Source organism: Streptomyces yongxingensis (genome assembly GCF_055597465.1).
This window is the reverse complement of record NZ_CM145717.1, coordinates 10960913-10978468: the sequence shown is the minus strand read 5'-3', so window position 1 is coordinate 10978468 and position 17556 is coordinate 10960913. Positions and strand designations below refer to the sequence as shown.

The 17556-nt window shown below is 69.9% G+C and carries 22 protein-coding genes and 1 pseudogene; 6 read left to right on the top strand and 17 right to left on the bottom strand.

Annotated elements, in window-relative coordinates; translation table 11 throughout:
* Positions 1-49 precede the first annotated feature (49 nt).
* The 4 genes from ACZ6TD_RS46545 to ACZ6TD_RS46530 form a co-directional block, all read right to left on the bottom strand.
* Positions 50-481 (bottom strand): Rrf2 family transcriptional regulator, encoded by a 432-nt coding sequence (locus tag ACZ6TD_RS46545; protein ID WP_471348135.1) that lies wholly within the window; start codon positions 479-481, stop codon positions 50-52.
* Positions 482-511: 30 nt separating this feature from the next.
* Positions 512-916 carry a hypothetical protein gene (locus ACZ6TD_RS46540; RefSeq protein ID WP_471348133.1) on the bottom strand — a complete coding sequence of 135 codons (405 nt, stop codon included), beginning with the start codon at positions 914-916 and terminating at the stop codon, positions 512-514.
* A 207-nt stretch (positions 917-1123) separates the two neighbouring features.
* The gene (locus tag ACZ6TD_RS46535; RefSeq protein ID WP_471348131.1) at positions 1124-3097 is read right to left on the bottom strand and encodes a family 43 glycosylhydrolase; all 1974 of its coding nucleotides are present in this window, start codon (positions 3095-3097) and stop codon (positions 1124-1126) included.
* Positions 3098-3220: 123 nt separating this feature from the next.
* Positions 3221-3406, bottom strand: coding sequence for a hypothetical protein (locus tag ACZ6TD_RS46530; RefSeq protein ID WP_471348129.1), 186 nt, complete (start codon positions 3404-3406; stop codon positions 3221-3223).
* A 502-nt stretch (positions 3407-3908) separates the two neighbouring features.
* On the opposite strand from ACZ6TD_RS46530, the gene ACZ6TD_RS46525 reads away from it, so the two are divergent.
* Positions 3909-4241, top strand: a complete 333-nt coding sequence (locus ACZ6TD_RS46525) for an ArsR/SmtB family transcription factor (RefSeq protein WP_471348126.1) — start codon at positions 3909-3911, stop codon at positions 4239-4241.
* Positions 4242-4336: 95 nt separating this feature from the next.
* The gene (locus ACZ6TD_RS46520; protein WP_471348124.1) at positions 4337-4777 is read left to right on the top strand and encodes a pyridoxamine 5'-phosphate oxidase family protein; all 441 of its coding nucleotides are present in this window, start codon (positions 4337-4339) and stop codon (positions 4775-4777) included.
* 433 nt (positions 4778-5210) lie between these two features.
* Here ACZ6TD_RS46520 and ACZ6TD_RS46515 read toward each other — a convergent pair whose 3' ends face one another.
* The gene (locus ACZ6TD_RS46515; protein ID WP_471348122.1) at positions 5211-5579 is read right to left on the bottom strand and encodes an MmcQ/YjbR family DNA-binding protein; all 369 of its coding nucleotides are present in this window, start codon (positions 5577-5579) and stop codon (positions 5211-5213) included.
* A complete protein-coding gene (locus tag ACZ6TD_RS46510; protein WP_471348120.1) occupies positions 5576-5971 on the bottom strand; it encodes an MmcQ/YjbR family DNA-binding protein in 396 nt (131 codons plus the stop codon). The genes ACZ6TD_RS46515 and ACZ6TD_RS46510 overlap by 4 nt, the downstream gene beginning before the upstream one ends.
* A gap of 129 nt (positions 5972-6100) precedes the next feature.
* Between ACZ6TD_RS46510 and ACZ6TD_RS46505 the strand changes: the two genes are divergently transcribed.
* Positions 6101-7057: a helix-turn-helix domain-containing protein gene (locus ACZ6TD_RS46505; RefSeq protein ID WP_471348117.1), complete on the top strand. Its 957-nt coding sequence runs from the start codon at positions 6101-6103 to the stop codon at positions 7055-7057.
* On the opposite strand, the gene ACZ6TD_RS46500 is transcribed toward ACZ6TD_RS46505, so the two are convergent.
* From ACZ6TD_RS46500 to ACZ6TD_RS46465, 8 genes are all read right to left on the bottom strand, one after another.
* Positions 6987-7205, bottom strand: a complete 219-nt coding sequence (locus ACZ6TD_RS46500; RefSeq protein WP_471348116.1) for an SDR family NAD(P)-dependent oxidoreductase — start codon at positions 7203-7205, stop codon at positions 6987-6989. The genes ACZ6TD_RS46505 and ACZ6TD_RS46500 overlap by 71 nt on opposite strands.
* Positions 7206-7250: 45 nt before the next feature.
* Positions 7251-7628, bottom strand: a complete 378-nt coding sequence (locus ACZ6TD_RS46495) for a DUF2255 family protein (protein ID WP_471348114.1) — start codon at positions 7626-7628, stop codon at positions 7251-7253.
* Positions 7628-9109, bottom strand: coding sequence for an MFS transporter (locus ACZ6TD_RS46490; protein ID WP_471348112.1), 1482 nt, complete (start codon positions 9107-9109; stop codon positions 7628-7630). Before ACZ6TD_RS46490 ends, ACZ6TD_RS46495 begins: the two co-directional genes overlap by 1 nt.
* 277 nt (positions 9110-9386) lie before the next feature.
* Positions 9387-10373 carry an aldo/keto reductase gene (locus ACZ6TD_RS46485; protein ID WP_471348110.1) on the bottom strand — a complete coding sequence of 329 codons (987 nt, stop codon included), beginning with the start codon at positions 10371-10373 and terminating at the stop codon, positions 9387-9389.
* Between the two features lie 36 nt (positions 10374-10409).
* Positions 10410-11177, bottom strand: a complete 768-nt coding sequence (locus ACZ6TD_RS46480; RefSeq protein ID WP_471348108.1) for a glucose 1-dehydrogenase — start codon at positions 11175-11177, stop codon at positions 10410-10412.
* 98 nt (positions 11178-11275) lie between these two features.
* Entirely contained in the window at positions 11276-12298 is a 1023-nt protein-coding gene (locus ACZ6TD_RS46475; protein ID WP_471348106.1) for a zinc-dependent alcohol dehydrogenase family protein, read from the bottom strand.
* 77 nt (positions 12299-12375) lie between these two features.
* A complete protein-coding gene (locus ACZ6TD_RS46470) occupies positions 12376-12789 on the bottom strand; it encodes a (R)-mandelonitrile lyase (protein ID WP_471348104.1) in 414 nt (137 codons plus the stop codon).
* Positions 12790-12843: 54 nt separating this feature from the next.
* Entirely contained in the window at positions 12844-13164 is a 321-nt protein-coding gene (locus ACZ6TD_RS46465) for a carboxymuconolactone decarboxylase family protein (protein WP_471348102.1), read from the bottom strand.
* Between the two features lie 267 nt (positions 13165-13431).
* Here ACZ6TD_RS46465 and ACZ6TD_RS46460 point away from each other — a divergent pair, with 267 nt between their 5' ends.
* Positions 13432-14319, top strand: a complete 888-nt coding sequence (locus tag ACZ6TD_RS46460; RefSeq protein WP_471348100.1) for a helix-turn-helix transcriptional regulator — start codon at positions 13432-13434, stop codon at positions 14317-14319.
* Between the two features lie 44 nt (positions 14320-14363).
* On the opposite strand, the gene ACZ6TD_RS46455 is transcribed toward ACZ6TD_RS46460, so the two are convergent.
* Positions 14364-14519, bottom strand: a complete 156-nt coding sequence (locus tag ACZ6TD_RS46455; RefSeq protein WP_471348098.1) for a hypothetical protein — start codon at positions 14517-14519, stop codon at positions 14364-14366.
* Between the two features lie 106 nt (positions 14520-14625).
* Entirely contained in the window at positions 14626-14961 is a 336-nt protein-coding gene (locus ACZ6TD_RS46450) for an ArsR/SmtB family transcription factor (RefSeq protein WP_471348096.1), read from the bottom strand.
* Between the two features lie 170 nt (positions 14962-15131).
* Here ACZ6TD_RS46450 and ACZ6TD_RS46445 point away from each other — a divergent pair, with 170 nt between their 5' ends.
* The gene (locus ACZ6TD_RS46445) at positions 15132-16274 is read left to right on the top strand and encodes an FAD-dependent monooxygenase (protein ID WP_471348094.1); all 1143 of its coding nucleotides are present in this window, start codon (positions 15132-15134) and stop codon (positions 16272-16274) included.
* 643 nt (positions 16275-16917) lie between these two features.
* The gene (locus tag ACZ6TD_RS46440; protein WP_471348092.1) at positions 16918-17115 is read left to right on the top strand and encodes a transposase family protein; all 198 of its coding nucleotides are present in this window, start codon (positions 16918-16920) and stop codon (positions 17113-17115) included.
* On the opposite strand, the pseudogene ACZ6TD_RS46435 reads toward ACZ6TD_RS46440, so the two are convergent.
* Positions 17030-17227 (bottom strand): annotated as a pseudogene (locus ACZ6TD_RS46435) (hypothetical protein); the annotation flags it as partial. The gene ACZ6TD_RS46440 and the pseudogene ACZ6TD_RS46435 sit on opposite strands and share 86 nt — an antisense overlap.
* Between the last annotated feature and the right edge of the window lie 329 nt (positions 17228-17556).

The following is a 17556-nucleotide window of genomic DNA, read 5'->3' as shown; positions in this document are numbered from 1 at the left end:
CATTGATGGGCGCAGAATGCGCTCTCCTCCGATCAGGGGCGGTCCGAGGTCAGGCGGCTTTCAAGATGTCCCGCAGCACGTCCTCCAGCGTGGTCTTGGCCAGCTCCCTGCGCAGGGCGGCCTCCACTTCGTCGTACACGGCAGTCATCGCCGGCCCGATGCCGTGACCCACGACACACTCCGGGTCCGGTGTCGCGCGATGCAAGGCGAAGACCGGTCCCGGCTCGATCGCCTGGTAGACGTCGAGCAGGGTGATCGCCGCCAGGTCCCGCGCGAGCATCCAGCCCGCCCCCGCCCCCCGCCGCGAATCGGCCAGGCCGGCCTTGCGCAGCTTGGCCAGCAGGCGGCGGATCACCACCGGGTTGGTGTTGACGCTCGTCGCGATCTGCTCGGAGGTGGCGACCTCGTGGCCACGCCGCTGATACAGCCCGATCCATGTCAGGGCGTGCGCCGCGATGGTCAGCCTGCTGTTGGCGCTCACGCCGGACTCCACCTCCCTCGCCCCTCGATTCTAGTCGTAACGATAACTGTTACAACTGCGTGCGGCAAGTCCTGCGGGGCCGGCCGGACCGGCCTCATCAAGGAGCACGCCCCCCGCGAGCGCACCATCGCCGAGTTCTTCTCCGTCAGCCGGGCCGTGGGTGACGAGAGGCCAGGTCCAGGAAGAAGCCCGGAGCGTCCAGGAGTTCCTTCTCCACCGCCAGTTTCCCCTCTGCCGGGCACGCACCTCTTGCGCCGGGGTGGCGTCCTGAGCCCTGTGCAATTCCACTGCGCCGTGGAAAACCTCCGGCAACGCATTGCTCCGCAGATCACCCAGAAACACCGTGCCGCCGTCGCGGGTGGTCTCGATGGCGCCTTCGCGCACCTGGAGCAGACAGGCAGCGTCGGGGAAGCACTGCGCGACGGAGTTGATCACGACGGTGTCGTGCGATCTCGGCGGCAGACCGGTGAAGTCCGCCGTGTGCCGCAGGCTCAGCTCGACCCGCGGGGAGAGGCGGTCACGCGTGCGACGACCTGGGTCTTGGAGCCCTGGTCGACCAGAGCCTCGGCGCCGGCGCGGGGGCGGTGACCGCCCCGCGCTACCGCGGCAGGTGCCGGGGCGCCGCGCAGGGCCAGGGCGCGTTCACCAGGCCCGGAACGTGGCGTCCGGCCGGTCTTCGGCGGCGACGCGCCCGACGCGCAGGAACGATGCACGGTGGCTCAGGTGCTGCCCCGGGGCGGCGTAGGACTCGAAGGACGTCAAAGACGGGTCGGACAGTCCCGGCACCCGCCGCCAGGTCGCATCGGCGCGGAAGGCGTCGTCGTCGGTGAGCGCGTCGCTCCACACGCCGTTGCCCTTCCGCCGCAAGTAGTGGCCGGGATAGTTGACCGACTCCAGGGACACCGCGGCCGGGTCCGCCAGTCCCGGAACGACTTTCCACCGCATGTCGGCGTACGGTGTGACGTTCGGGTCGACCCGGCCGCGGCTCTCGTAGTGCCGGACGAAGCGGTTCGGTGCGCCGGCCGCCTCGAAGCTGTAGACGTTCGACCGGATCGAGACGTTGTCGAAGCGGGCGAGGGGCCGGCCGGCTGCCGCGCCGTCCGCCGCGGTATCGGCCCCGCGCAGGCCCGCCCGCACACCGTTGGCTCCCGAGGCGAAGCTCGTGTCCGTCACGCTGAGCCTGGGCTCCGCCATGCCATCGACGTACACCTTGATCGACGAGCCGATGGCTTCGATCTTCACATGGTGGGTCTTGCCGACCGCCACACGGAACCGAGCGCGGGCCAGTTCCGTTCGCTCGTCGCCGGTGGACTTGCCCAGGACCAGGCCCTTGGTGGTGAGGGCGGCGTAGTAGCCACGGAAGCCCTCACTTCCGGTGCCGGGCTCGGTGACGCGGAAGGTGAGCCCGGACGCGCTGCGGCCGTGCTTGAGCGTGACGTCGGCTTCGTAGACGAGGTCCGAGAAGTTGGTGTTCTGCAACGCCAGCCCGCCGGACCCGGCGGCGGAGTACGCCCCGCGTGTCGCCGACCACTGGGCGTCGCCGTAGGTGTGCCATCCCACGGCGTTGTCGTCGCCGAAGTCGTCGTGGACCTTCATGGTGACCGGCCTGATGGTGCCGTCCTCGTTGAAGTACATCCGGTCGTAGGCGAGTTGGCGGTGGTTGCCTTCGGTGTCGCTGAGCGGGCGGCGGTGGTACACGATGTACCAGATGTCGGTACCGGGCACGTTGACGACCGAGTTGTGGCCCGAGCCGCGGGCGACGGCGGGGTCCTGCCCGAGCACCTTGTCGATCTTCTTGAAGGGGCCGGTGGGCGAGTCGGACATGGCGTAAGAGACGGAGTAGTCCGGGCCGGTCCAGCCTCCCTCGGACCACATCAAGTAGTACTTGCCGTTCCGTTTGAACATGAAGGAGCCCTCGGTGTAGTTCTCCGGGGTGATCTCCTTGTAGGTGGTGCCGTCGGCGAAGGTGCCGAGGCTGGTCATGTCCGGGTTGAGCTTGACGACGTTGGCGTGGTGCCAGCCGCCGTAGTACATGTACGCCTGGCCGTTGTCGTCGATGAAGACGTCCTGGTCGATGGGCTGGGCCCCATTGTGGAACTGCGAGATGAGAGGTTTGCCGAGAGCGTCCTTGTAAGGGCCTTCGGGGCGATCGGCGACGGCCACCCCGATGCCGCCGAGCTCGGAGTTGTTCTGGATGTCGTTGGCCGCGAAGTACAGGTAGTACTTGCCGTTCCGCTCGACCGGTGCGGGCGCCCAGAGGGCACGTCTGGCCCAGGGGATGTCGGCGATGTCGAGGACCTTGGGGTGTTCGGTCCAGTGGACCATGTCGGTCGAGGAGAACGCGTTCAGATACGTCTGCTGGTCGTACTCCTGGGACGTGGTCGGATAGATCCAGTACCGGCCGTCGTAGACCGCGATGTCGGGATCGGCGTACCAGCCGTCGACGATCGGGTTGCCGGACTCGGCCGTGCCGTAGTCGGGTACGACCGTGGGGGCTTTCGGTGCGCTCGCGGCGTCGGCCGCCACGGAGGCGGGCGGGAAGCCGAGCAGCAGGGTGGCGGACAGCGCGACGGAGAAGGCGCCTATGCCGCGAGTTCCGCGAGTTCTGCGAGTCAACGTACTGCCTTTCGGGAGGGGGCGGAGCACCGGGAAAGCGGGCGGGCGACGACGGGTACCGCCCGCGGGGCGTGAGGCCGCCCGGTAACCGGTCCCCCCGGCACCGCCGGCGTCTCGGTGTCATCAGCGGTTGGAGACCTTGAAGGCGCCGTGGCCCTGGGCCGTCACATCCAGGGCCCCCCGATGCCGTTCGCGCAGCGCTCCGCCGGGCGGTGCGTCGTCGGAGGAAGGGCGGTGTCGGCATGAGGTCCCCGCAGGCGCACCTAGGGCGCTGACAACGTTAACGAACATCAGCGCCTCGGTTTCCATGGAGACAACGATGTCACAGATGGATCTCATGGAGAGTTCCAGCTGCTGCGGCCAGTGTCAATACGCCGCAACGCGGCGCGGAGCGGGTGAAGTTGACCGCGATGACGGTGCGCTGGTCAGCTGGTCATTGCCGTGGAAGCGCTGGATACCAAAGCGCTGGGCTCGTCTTGGCCAGAAGAGCACCGAGCAGCCGCAGACGGTCTCTGCTGATCAGCGGCTTCCCCATGTTGCCCGGACAACGCGGCGCAAGATGGCGCCAGTTCGCATCACATGCGATTCGCGCCGATTCCGAGGTAAGCCCAGAAGCCGCCAGTAGTTGAGCCGTCGGTGCCGACGGCGAACGTCGCCAGGGCCAGAGGGAAGGAGTCGCTTCAACAAGGATTGTTCCGCCTTTCCCGAGTGCCGCGAAGGCAGGTGGTCGGCACCGTAAGCAACACATGGATACTTGCCCATGAATCAATGAATGGATAAGCTCCGGTCCTGGCACGGACGGAGGGAAGGTATGCGCGAGGTGTCCCAGCCGGCGACCGAGGCGATCCGGATGGTGGAGGTACTGCGTGCGCTGGCCGATCCGGTGCGACTGGAGATCATCCAACGACTCGCCGCGACCGGCGAGGAGAGCTGCAACGCCATCGGCGGCGACCTGGACGTTCACCAGACGACGCTGTCCCACCACTACCGGGTGCTGCGCGAGGCGGGAGTCACCTGGACAACCGTCAAGGGCCGATCCCGGCTGGTGCGGCTTCGCCGTGACGACTTGGACGCGTTGTTCCCCGGCCTGCTCGACTCGGTACTGAACGGAGCTCGCCGCACGCACGCAGCCGCAGAAGGCTGAGGGGTCTCGCCGGTAATGCCGCTGGATTGAACGCTCATTAAACGGTCGCCGGCCGCGTCGCCTTAAAGCAAAGATATTGGACTTAAGGAGCCGTCATGGTCAGCAAGATCCCGCCCGCCGAGCGCGAGGCCCTGCTCGCCGAACCCATCATCGGTGTGCTGAGCGTGGCCGCCGAACCCGGCCGCGCGCCGCTCACCACCCCGATCTGGCACCTCTACACCCCCGGCGGCGAGGTCACCGTGGAAACCTCGCCGAACGCTCGCAAGACGAAGCTGATCGAGGCCGCCGGCCGGTTCGCGCTGTGCGTGCAGGACCCGGCCACCATCCGGTACGTGACCACCGAGGGTCCGGTCATCGGCATCCGACCGGTCACCGAAGAGGAACGGCTGGCGAGGGCGCGGCACTACCTGCCGGAGGAAGCCGCGATCGCGTACGTCAAGGCCACCCCGCATCAGAGCGCCAACGTCGTCGTCACCATGCGCCCGGAACGCTGGAACACCGCCGACTTCAGCGATCAGACCGCGGAACTGTCCTGATCCCGGCGGACCGGCCTGTTCCGCGGCAGCTGGTGTCCTGACACCCGACGCCGAGGGCGGCACATCCACCCCGATGCTGCTGGCCCGCTCCCGCCACGCCTCCGTCCGCTCCCTGGAACGCTACGCCCGCCCCGGCGTCGACGACGCAGTCGCCCGACACGTCGCCGAACGCGACCCCGCCGCCCACCGCAGAGGTTGAGCCTTCGGGAGCTACCTGCGGGTTACTTGCTCCCTGGTGTCTGTGCTGGGACTACCGAGCCAGTACCGGTGCCGGCTTAGCGCACGGTCTGACGTGGATGTTCCTCAACCCCCAGCTTCATGGGATGTCAACTGTCCGCGTCGTGGGGACGCCGGGCGGCCCCCACAGGATGGCGGAGCAGTACGGGATACTGGCGAGCGAGGGCTCAGCCGCTGGCGGGGAAGCTCGTGGGGCTCATCGGGCACGGGGCGGTCGCGCCGCGGCAGCCGCTCGGACGACCAGGTCGTAGGAATTCTCGACCGCGTCGGTGACCAGTCGTTTGGTGATGCCGGGCCCCGGGCCGAGCGAGATCCAGTGCCGTTTGTCGAGATAGCGGCCCGGGGTGATCGAGGCATAGCCGTGTACGTGTGCGTGGGCGTGTTCGGGTTCGCACTTGACCGTGATGATCTGCTCGTCCGGGTCGTCGGTGACGATGAGGAACACCTTGCCCGCGACCTTGTACACGTCGAGTTGGGGGGTGAAGGGGTGTCCGTGGCTGACGTCGGGCAGGGCCAGGGCCGTCCGGCGGGCGGTGTCCTGGAGCCGGTCGCCTGCCGCGCTCACCGGGACGCCCGCGTTTTGCTGCCGTAGGTGTGCGGGTCGACGGGCTGCTCGGCCTTGGGCAGGTGGGCGACGACGAGCCGGTAGGACTCTGTGACGAGTTCCCTGACGAGCGACTTGTCGATGCCGTCCCCGCCCTCCAGCGTGATCCAGTGCTTCTTGTTCATGTGGTAGCCGGGGGTGATGTGGCTGTTCTGGTTCCGCAGGGCGAGGGCCTCGCCGGGTTCCGCCTTGAGGATCACGACGGGACGCCCGGGCACCTCGGTCATCAGCATGAACACCTTGCCGCGCACCTTGAAGACCTCCCAGTCGTCGCCGAAGGGATGCTCCAGATTGGCTCCGGGAAGCTCTTCCGCGCAGTCGGCGGCGGTCTTGTGCAGGGTCAGTCCGTTCATGGGCGTTGTCTTCCTTCAGGTGGTGACGGCTGCGACGCCGAAGGGCGCCGGGAGCGCGCCGCCCAGTCGCGGCGGCACAGTCCATCCTTGCCCGGAAACAGTCGAAAACCGGCGGTAGGCTGCGGACACGTGATGGTCGACAAGCGACACCCCGTTCCGGACGGGCAAGCCGAACCGGCCGCGGTCCCCTTGTACGGTTTTCAGCCCCCGGTCGGCACTCCCTACGGGCTGGAGGTGACCACCGTCGAGGGCTTCTTCGCCGAGCACGACGACTGGCCGTGGAACCCGCCCCGTCCGGGCCGGGCCACCTTCCACTACCTCATTCTGGTCACCGAGGGCGTACTGCGGCACGACGTCGACCACGTCACGCGGACCGTCGTCCCCGGCCAGTGGCTGTGGGTGCGCCCCGGGCATACGCAGTGCTGGCATCCGCCCGGCACCGCCCGCGGCCCGTTCGTCCTGTTCGAGCCCGACGTGCTCACGCCCGGCACCGCACGCCTCCTGGCCCCGCTCACCGCGCACGAGGCCCCTGCCGTGCTCAGCCCGCACCCCGACGACGCCACCTGGCTCCAGCAGACGGCACTCCAACTCCTGGACGAACACCGAGCCCTCGGGCGCCGCCCCCTCGATATCCACCACGCACTGCGCCGCAGCCTGCTCGAATCGCTGCTGCTGCGCCTCACCAACGCCCCCGGCACCGCCCTCACCGGCACGACGGTCGGCACGGGCCGTGGTGACACCTATAGGCGGTTCATGGACGCCCTGGAGCTGCACTTCCGCGAACTGCACCGGGCCGCGGATTACGCCGAGCTGCTCGGCTGCTCGGTCCGCACCCTCAGCCGCGCCGCCCGGGACGCCACCGGCAAGGGGGTACGTGAGCTCATCGACGAGCGGCGCCTCCTCGAAGCCCGGCGCCTGCTGGGAAATGCCCGGTGGGACGCCCGGGTCGTGGCCGCCCACCTCGGCTTCACCGATCCCGCGAACTTCGGCCGCTTCTTCCGTAACCACACCGGTCTCACGCCGGCCGCGTTCGCGGCCCGCGAAGCAAAGACCCGCGTACGTCTGGGGCGAGGCCGCCCGCGTTGATTCCGTCGTTCTTCAGGTCGGCGGCCAGCGCGTCGAGGTGTCCGGCACTGCGGGAGATGAGGGCGATGTCGAAGCCTTCGTGGCCGAAGCGGCGGGCGACGGCAGCGCCCAGTCCGGGGCCGGCTCCGACGAGAGCGAAGGCGGTCATGAGAGGAGTCTCCTGTTGCTGTGCGGCGCGAGTGACTGGTCGGGGTCAGGTCCGCGGGGTCAGGCGCAGGGTGGTGGCGCGGGCCTGCTCGGCGGTCATGGGTTCGACGTAGCCGGTGTAGCGGCCGTACTTGGCCCGGTAGGCGGCATCCACGCGCTCGTTGAGGGCGGGGTCGGTGACGGGGGTGAAGGTGACGTCGGCCTCGGCACCGTCGGCGGTGATGTGCCCGGTGCGGCCGGCCTGGGCGGTGTTCCACCAGGCGCCGCGGTTGCCCCGCCAGGAGCGGACGTACAGCTCGTCGCCCTCGCGTACGACCCAGATGGTGGTCGGCGTGCGCAGGGAGCCGTCGCTGCGGGTGGGGGCGATGCGCAGTTCGTCGGCGGCTGCGATGCGCTCCAGTGTGGCCGGGTTCCAGGTGGTCATCAGCTCGGCTCCTTCACGGTGAAGTGGGGGTGCGGGTGGGATCCTTCCGCCTGGCCGGTGCCGGGGCCGGGAAGGGATGCGTGGCCGTCCGGGTGGCGCGCAGCGGTGGGGCGCAGGAAGCAGGCGGCCACGGCGGAGGCGGCGACGACGGCGGCGGCCAGCAGCAGGCTGATGCGCACGCCGGTCAGGACATGGGCCTGGCCGGCGATGAGCGCGCCGAAGACGGCGACGGCCAGTGCACCGCCGAGCTGCCGGGAGGTGTTGAACACGCCGCTGGCGGTTCCGGTCAGAGCGGTGGGCACGCTGTTGACCAGCAGGGCGGTGGTCGGCGGCATGGCCAGCGGACCGCCCAGGCCCACCGGCAGCATCAGCAGCGCCAGTGCCCACGTCGGCGTCGCGGCCGGCACCGCGGCCAGGGTGAGCAGGCCCGCCGTCATCAGGAACAGGCCGCACGCGATGGGCACGCGCGCACCGAAGCGTTCGGCCGCGCGGGCGGAGACGGGGTTGATGAACGCGGACAGCACCGTCATCGGGACGAACGCCACGCCGGTGGCCAGCGCGGACAGCCCGCGCTCCTGCTGGAGGTAGAGGCTGAAGAGGAACACCATGCCGTAGAAGCCGGCCATGAACGCGAACCCGGCGGCGCAGGAGATGACCACGGTGCGTCGGCGCAGCAGGCTCAGCGGCACCATCGGATGTGCGCCGCGGGCCTGGGCCCGGACGAAGACCGCAGCGGCGGCCGGCATCAGCAGCGCCGCGCCCCAGACCAGGGGTGTGGTGAAACCGCGTTCTCCGGCCTCGATCGCGGCGAAGGTCAGTGTGCCCATCGCGATCACGGCGGTGACCTGACCGGTCACGTCGAATGGAGCCGGCCGGTGCGCGGAGCGGGCGGTGCGGGCCAGGAGCAGCAGGGCGATCAGTCCGACGGGAAGGTTGATGAAGAAGATCATCCGCCAGCTCATCAGGCTGGCTGCGCCGCCGGCGACCGGTCCGGCTGCCGAGGCGACGGCGCCGCCCACCGCCCACAGGGCGACCGCGCGGGCCCGTTTGGCCGGGTCGGTGTATGCCTCGCGGATCAGGGCCAGGCTGGTGGGCATCATGGCCGCCGCGCCGGCCCCCTGCACCAGCCGGGCGGCGATGAGCACCGGCAGGCTGGGGGCGAGTCCGCAGGCGGCGGAGGCCGCCACGAACACCGCGAGGCCAAGTCCGAATGCGCGGCGCGCGCCGATACGGTCCGACAGGGCCCCGGCCGACAGCAGCAGGGCTGCGAACATCAGGGTGTAGCCGTCGAGGACCCACTGCAGGCCGCTGATGCCGCCGCCCAGATCGCTGCGGATCGCCGGCAGTGCGACGTTGACGACCAGGGCGTCCAGGGTGATCACGAAGAATCCCAGCAGGGCCGCACCCAGTGCGGCGCCCGGGCGCCCGCGCCGCCCGGAGGCGGTGTCTTCGCGGGGGGTCAAGGAGGCAGGCGATGTCATGGTGCAGGACTCCAGGAGGCAGACGAAGGCGGTGGACACTCTCGGGCGCCATCGGCGCACGGGTCCGGCCACGGGCGGAGCGTTGGGCCGAGGTGCGGGACCGGGGCGCTGAGGCCCCGTAGGTATCCAGGCAACCCCTGGTCATGTGCGCGGGGAAGGCACCGCTGTTCCAGGTACTGGCACAACCCCCCGTCCCGCGAGCGGCGCCCTTGGGGGCAGCGCGCGAAGGCGCCGGGCGGCCGTCTTCAGCGGCTGCCCGGGGCTCTTGGGTGCTGTGTCAGCCGTTGACCAGGCTCATGTGGTGTTCGTTGTAGCGGTCTCCGTGCACACCGGTGCCCGCGGCCAGAGCATTCAGCTCGGCTACCTCGTCGGCGGACAGCGCGGCCTCGGTCGCGGCCGCGTTCTCCTCCACCCGTTGGATGCGGCGCGTTCCGGGGATGGGGACGATCCACGTGTGCTGGGCCAGAAGCCAGGCCAGCGCCACTTGCCCGGGGGTGGCGTCCTTGCTCCGGGCGAGGGTGGCCACGTGGTCGACCAGCGCCTGGTTCGCGGCACGGTTGTCATCGCTGAACCGCGGGATCGTGCGGCGGACGTCCCCGTCCGTGAACGTGGTCGTCGCGTCGACCGTACCGGTGAGGAAGCCCTTGCCCAGTGGGCTGAAGGGGACGAATCCGATGCCGAGTTCGGCCAGCGCGGGCAGGATCTCGGGCTCGGGGTCGCGGGTCCACAACGAGTATTCGCTCTGCACGGCGGTCACCGGGTGAACGGCGTGGGCGCGGCGGATGGTGGCAGCGGAGGCTTCGGACAGGCCGAAGTGCCGTACTTTCCCGGCCGTGATGAGGTCACCGACGGCGCCCGCGACCTCTTCGATCGGCACCTGGGGGTCGACGCGGTGCTGGTAGAAGAGGTCGATGGTCTCGGTGCGCAGGCGGCGCAGAGAGGCATCCGCCACGCGCCGGATCTGGTCCGGGCTGCTGTCCAGACCGGTCATCTGCCCGTCCTCGATCCGCCAGCCGAACTTGGTGGCGATCACCACCTGGTCGCGTACCGGCGCCAGGGCCTCGCCCACCAGTTCCTCGTTGACGTAGGGGCCGTAGACCTCGGCGGTGTCGAAGAACGTGACGCCCCGCTCCGCAGCGCCGCGCAGGACGGCGATCATGTCCTGTCGGTTGCCCGGGTTGGGACCGTAGGACTGGGACATGCCCATCGCGCCCAGCCCGATGGCGGAGACGTTCAGGCCCTGGCCCAGGGTGCGCGTATGCATCTCGGGATCTCCTTGAGTAGCAGGTAAGAGGCCGGGTCAGTGGGCGGTGAAGCCGCCGTCGACGGGCAGGGCGACGCCGATGACGAAGCTGGCGGCGGGGCTGCACAGCCACAGCACGGCGGCGGCGATCTCCTCGGCGGTGCCGAGGCGGCCGATGGGCTGCTGCTTCATGATCTCGGCCATGGCCTCGGCCTGGCCCTCGAGCATGCCGGCGACCATCGGGGTGTCGATCGTGCCGGGGCACACCGCGTTGATGCGCACGCCCCTGGGGGCGTACTCCACGGCGGCACTCCGGGTCAGGCCGATCACGCCGTGCTTGGAGGCGTGGTAGGCGGCGCGCTCGGGCAGGCCGACCAGGCCGCCGAGGGAGGAGCAGTTGACGATCGCGCCGGAGCCCTGGCTGCGCATCTGCCGCAGCTCATGCTTCTGGCACGTCCAGACGCCGCGGAGATTGACCGCATTGACGCGGTCGAACTGCTCGGCTTCCTCGTCGGCAGCGTCCGAGGGAGGGACCTGGATCCCGGCGTTGTTGAATGCCATGTCCAGGCTCCCGAAGGCGGCCACCGCACGGTCGACCATGGCCGCGGCCTGGTCCTCGTCGGCGACGTCGCACCCGACACCGAGGGCCTGGTGGCCGGCGTCGGTGAGGTCCTTGGCCGCCAGGTCGGCGGCACTGTGGTCGAGGTCGGCCAGGACGACGGCCGCGCCGGCCCGAGCGAAGGCACGGGCGGTGGCCAGGCCCATGCCGGAAGCAGCACCGGTGACCAGGGCGACCTGGCCCGTGAAGTCGTACTGGGGGTTCATGAGCGGAAAAGTCCTCTCGTGTCGGCGGCAGAGATCAGCACCCTCTACTTCCCCGGCTGCCCGGATCGTCGAGCGCGACGTCGGGCAGCCGTGGCGCGTCAGGGCTTGAGGAGTGCCTTGATGGCGCGGCGCTCGTCCATGGCCTGGTAGCCCTCGGCCACCTCCGAGAGGGGAAGCTCCAGGTCGAAGACCTTGCCCGGGTTGATCCGACCGGACAGCACCCGGTCGATCAGGTCGGGCAGGTACTCGCGTACGGGGGCGGGGCCGCCGCGCAGGCCGACGTGACTGTAGAACAGCTCGGTGCCGTCCAGGGAGACGCAGTGGGGCACACCGACGAAGCCGACGTTGCCGCCGGGCCGGGTGGACTGCAGGGCCTGCTGCATGGACTGTTCGTTGCCCACGCACTCCAGCACGCGGTCGGCACCGATCCCGCCGGTCATCTCCTTGATCCGTGCCACGCCCTCATCGCCGCGCTCGGCGACGATGTCCGTGGCGCCGAACTCGCGCGCCAGCTTCTGGCGGGACTCGTGCCGGGACATGGCGATGATCCGTGTGGCACCGAGTTCCTTGGCGGCGATCACCGCGCACAGGCCGACCGCGCCGTCACCGACCACGGCGACGGTGTCACCGGGGCCGACTTCGGCGGCCTTGGCCGCGTACCAGCCGGTGCCCATGACATCGGAGCAGGCCAGCAGGCTGGGTACGTACGTTGCGTCGGGTACCTCGGGGGTGGCCACGAGCGTGCCGTCGGCGAGCGGGATGCGGATCTTCTCGGCCTGGCAGCCCTCGGCGCCGACGAACTCGCGGTGCAGGCAGTTGGTCTGGTAGCCGTTCTCGCAGTTCGGGCAGGTGTTGTCCGAGGCGAAGAACGAGCCGATGACGAACTGCCCGGGCTGGATGGTCTTCACGTCCGCGCCGACTTCCTCGACGATGCCGACGTACTCGTGACCGAAAGGGGTGGGCTGCCCGACCGGGTTGATGCCGCGGTAGTCCCACAGGTCCGAGCCGCACACACAGGTGGCGACGGTACGGATGACGGCGTCAGTCGGGTTCTGAATGGTCGGGTCGGTTCGCTCCTCGAAGCGGACGTCTCCGGGAGCGTAAAGGACGGCTCCACGCATGATGAACGGGCCTTTCTGGTCCTCAAAGGGTCCGGTACGCCCGCCGGGGCGTCCGGAAAGTACCGGGGCGAGGGCCGTCAGCGGGCGACGGCGGCAAGCGCCTTGGCGTACTGCTCGCCGGTGACCGGCTCCAGCCAGGTGGTGCCGTCGCTGTTCTCGTCGCCGACGAGGATGGCGATGTGGGCCATGAGGGTGGTGTCGGTGGCGCCGTGCCAGTGCTCCTCACCGGCCGGGCACTTGACCGTCTCACCCGCGGTGACCCGCACGACGTTGCCGTCGCGGGTGCCGACCAGGCCGACGCCGTCGGTGATGTAGAGGGTCTGTCCCTTGGCGTGGGAGTGCCAGTTGGTGCGGGCACCGGGGGTGAAACGCACCAGAGCGGCGGCCAGGCGGGCCGGGTCGGTGGGCGCCTCGATCTGGTTGAGGTAGACGTCGCCGGTGAACCGTTCGACGGGCGCCTTGGCGGTGGGGGTGGAGGTGATGTGTTCCACGACGGCTTTCCTTGATCCTCGAAACGGGCGCGGGGAGGGACGGGACGGGCCTGGTCAGGCGGCTCGCTCGTCGGCGATCTTCTTCAGCAGGGTGATCGCGGTCATGCCGTTGGGCCACCCGGCGTAGAAGGCCAGGTGCGTGATCGCCTCGGACAGCTCCTCCACGGTCAGCCCGTTGTCCAGGGCCACACCCAGGTGGTACGGCAGCTGCTCGCTGCGGTACAGGGCGGCCAGCACGCTCACCGTGACCAGGCTGCGGTCCCGCGGCGACAGTCCGGGCCGCTCCCACACGTCTGCGAACAGCACCTCGTTGGTGATCTCGACCAGCTTCGGCGCGATGCCGGCCAGTTCCTGGGGTGCGGACTGCTTCGCCATAAGGTGACTCCCTGCGATGGTTCGAACACGCGGATGCGGCACTTCTCACCGTCGGCCCTGCCGGTCTCACCGTCGGCTCTGCCGGTCTCACCGTCGGCACTGCCGGGCTGGGGGCATCCGCAGACGGGTTCCCACCGCCTGCGGGCTCGGACCGCATCCGCTGCCACCATCGACGAAACCGCAGCTCACAACCCTGCGGAAGGCACTGCTGTTACAGGTACTGACAGAACCCCCCAGCTCTGCTCCACCGCGCTTAGCCTGGCAAATATGGACACCGCCCACGAGATCCGCGAGTTCCTCGCCACCCGCCGCGCCAAGATCACTCCACAGCAGGCCGGCCTGCCCGCCTTCGGGGGCGGCGACCGCCGGGTGCCCGGACTGCGCCGTGAAGAGGTCGCCCTGCTGGCCGGCGTCAGCATCGACTACTACGCCCGCCTGGAACGCGGCCGGCTCGCCGGCGCCTCCGAAGAAGTCCTCGACGCCGTCTGCCGGGCCCTGCAGCTCGACGAGGCCGAACGCGCCCACCTGCACGATCTGGCCGCCGCCCAGCGCCATCGCCCACCACGCCACGCCGCCCGCAAGCAGAAAACCCCCGTCTCGGCCAGCCTCACACGCGTCCTGGACTCCATGACCGATGCTCCGGCCTTCATCCGCAACGGACGCCTCGACATCCTGGCCGTCAACCCGCTCGGGCGCGCCCTCTACGCCCCCTTGTTCACCGGCTCAACCCGCCCGGTCAACATCGCACGCTTCCAGTTCCTCGACCCCACCAGCCGCGACTTCTTCCCCGACTGGAACGCCTCCGTCAACACCACCGTCGCCCTCCTGCGCACCGAAGCCGGCCGGGCCCCGGGCGACCTCGAGCTGACCGGGCTGATCGGCGAACTCGTCACCCACAGCGACGAGTTCCGCGCCGCCTGGGCCAAGCACAACGTGCGCCTGCACCACACCGGCCGCAAGCCCTTCCGCCACCCGGCCATCGGCAAGATCACCCTCGACTTCGACGCCATGGAACTGCCCGCACACCCCGGCCTCACCCTGACCGCCTACAGCGCCGAGTCCGGCACACCCGCGTACGACGCCCTGCGTCTGCTCGCCTCCTGGACCGCCACCGACCACGAACAAACCCACCACGAAGACCCCGCCCACTCCTGACCTGCCCCGGGCAGGCACTACAGCTCGGGGCACAGGGCAGGCGCTCAGCCCATCCCCGCCGACGCCGCCGGCGACGGATGCGTATCGGCCCAGTCGGACAACAGCCGCACCCGCTGCGCCGACTCGCTGCCCGGATCCGGCGTCAGGACCGACAGCATCAGATCCGGCCGCCCCGGCAGCGTCAACGTCTCGAACGGCAAGCTCAGCCGCCCCACCGCCGCTACCTGCGAGCCGGGCGCGAGCTGGCTCCGGCCGAGCTCGCGGCTCAGGGCCGACTCGGACTCCTTCCGGTGTGCTCAGCTGTGTTCAGCGAGGAGCGGTACCGCCCGGGGACTCTGCGCTCAGGAGCGTGAGCAGCCCGGGGAATCTCTTCTCGATGTCCGCGCGTCGTAGTCGGATGCCCTTGCGGTTGCCGTAGTCGATCTCGTCAATGAGACCTGCCTCGCGCAGGACCCGGAAGTGGTGGGTCTGGGTCTGCTTCGAGATCGGAAGGTTGAACGAGTTGCAGCCCCGCTCGCTGTCGCTGCGGTCGGCGGCCAACTCCGTCATCACCGAACGACGGTGCTCGTCGGCGAGGGCGCGAAATACCGCACCCAGATCGAGCGCATCGGCCTCGGGGCCGACCAGGTTCATCCCGGCCACGCGGCACTCCCTTCAGGTACGACTTGAATCGTACCTCAAGGATGTGCTCCACTGAGGTACGAAATTGATCGTACCTTGACCCGATTGCGCTGCCCGGTGCCGCCGCGCCCTGAGACCCGGCCCGGCACTCGCCGGGGACCTGGTCATCGACACTCCGAGAGGTCATCGTCATGAAGAAGCCCGAGGTGCTGATAGTCGGTGCCGGAATCGCAGGGCCCGCACTCGCATACTGGCTCTCCCGGAATGGCTACCGGCCGACGGTCGTCGAACACGCCCGGCAGTTGCGCTCCGGTGGTAGCGCGATCGTCGTGAAGGGGCCCGCGATCCCGGTCGCTGACCGCATGGGCATCCTTCCGCAGCTCCGCGGGCTCGCCACCCGCAATCGGTCACTGACCCTGCTCGACCCCGGCGGCAGGCGGATCCTGCAACTCCCCCTCACCTCGGACAAGGCTCCGACGGTCGAGGTGACCCGAGCCGACCTGTCCGAGGTGCTCCACCGGTCGGCGCAGACCGAGGCCGAGTTCTTGTTCGACGACACGGTCACCGCTCTCGACCAGGACGAAGGCGGGGTGGACGTCACCTTCCGGCGGTCCGCGCCACGGCGCTTCGACTTGATAGTCGGTGCCGACGGGATGCACTCCACCGTACGGCGCCTGGTATTCGGACCCGAGCGGCAGTTCGCGAGCGACCTGGGCCTGTACGGCGCGACCGTCCCGTTGGAACCCGACGCCATCGAGGACCCGACCGAGATGACGATGCTGACCGCGCCTAATCGGATGCTGGTCCTCCACCCCTCGCGGACCACTCCGCTCGCGATCTTCACCTTCCGGGCCGCACAGCTAGCGCCCCACGACCGCAAGAACATCGCCCTTCACAAGCAGACCGTGGCCGACGCCTACGCCGACGTGCGGTGGCGGGCACCGGAACTCGTGGCGGCGTTCCTCAACCACCCGGCTCCGTTCTTCGACCCCCTGACCACCGTCCGGATGCCCTCGTGGTCCCGCGGACGGGTCGTACTGCTCGGGGACGCGGCGGCGGCGACAGCCCTGCTGGGCGACGGGTCCAGCATGGCGATGGCGGGCGCGTACGCCCTCGCAGAAGAGCTCGCCGCCCATCCCGGTGATCACGCCCGCGCCTTCGCCGCCTACGAGTCGCGGCTCCGCCGTGAGGTAGGCCCGCGGCAGCGACGCGTCGGCCTGCTCTCCAGGCTCATGGTGCCCCGCACCCGGCCGGGCCTCGCGGTGCGCAACGCCGTGGGCCGCGCGGTCGGTCGCACGAACCGGATCGCCTCTCGCGAAGCCGCGAACCGGTAGACCGGGTCCGCACCGACCGGTCACCGGTCGGTGCGCAGCTCCGCGGTAGCTCTCAGCCGTGTCGGCGCCGCCACCATGTCCGACGAGCCCGGCTCGGCGTGGCAGGTCATCGCCGCCGCGGCAGGTCGGCTGCTGGCGGCCTCACCCACCATTCCGGGCGCTCGCCACGACATGGGTACTGCCGGTGACTACGCCCCCCGCGACGCGAAGGTAAAGTGCTGGGCGGACAAGGGCATATCAAGGCGCCGACGGCACCACCCGGGCGCCCGTCCGCGGCCGGCGTCTCAAGCTGCGGCAACGTCGGCACAACAGCACCCACGCCGGAATCCGTTGCCTCGGCGAGCAAGCCATGGCCGCCCTGAAGGGCTGGCGCCTCCCGCGGAAACTCCGCTGTAGCACCAACCGAGTCACCGCCATCGTGAAGACCATCCCCGCCCTTCGCCACGCCTCAACCTGAGGTTGGAAAAAGCTCAATGCCAAGGCCAAGCGGCTGCGCAGACAGAAATGCCCTGGTAACGGGGGATGTCTGCTTACGGCCGAGGGCGTGTTCCTTCCCGGGACTACCGGTGTACGAGTGGATGTGTGGAGACGCTCGCGGACGGGACACTGATCCAGCTGTCCAGCACACGCTCGTCGAGAGCGTGTGCTGGACTGCGGTGTCGCATCCCGCCGGGTCCACAGCCGTTACGGTCGTCAGCTGGACGACCGTCCCGTCGCCGGCAGGCCGGTGCTGGTTCGGCTCACCGTCCGCCGGTTCATCTGCGACGCCCCAACCCGCCACGACGGACGTTCGTTGAGCAGGTCGACGGTGCGAGCGAGCCCATGTGGCGGGCCGAGTTGAGGCCCTGCTCCATCAGGTCGACCGCCCACAGCATGGGCTGGACGCCCTCCAGCTTCGCCAGGCCGGGCGTGGGCCCGAGGCGGAAGCCGCCGGGCTGCGGCTTGCCGGACGCGGGCCGGCCGCAGCGACGAAGGCGTTGTGCGCGGCCCGGGCCAGGTCGCCGCGCCGGTCGCGGTCGGCCCGGCGGCCCGGTCCCGGGCCTCGTGCAGGGTGAAGGTGACATCGATGACGCGGACCGCGAGCGGCAGGACCCGGGGGTCGTCGGTCAGCAGCTGGAGTTCGGTCAGGGCCTCGCTGGGGTCCCTCTTGCCCACTGCGGCGCCGACGACCAGACCGACGTCGGCCAGGCCGGACCCGATCCACTCCAGATCGCGCGCCTACCCGAGGCGGTAGTCGGCTTGCGCGTCCTCGCGCGCCGCGGGCTCGGCAGCGACATCCTCG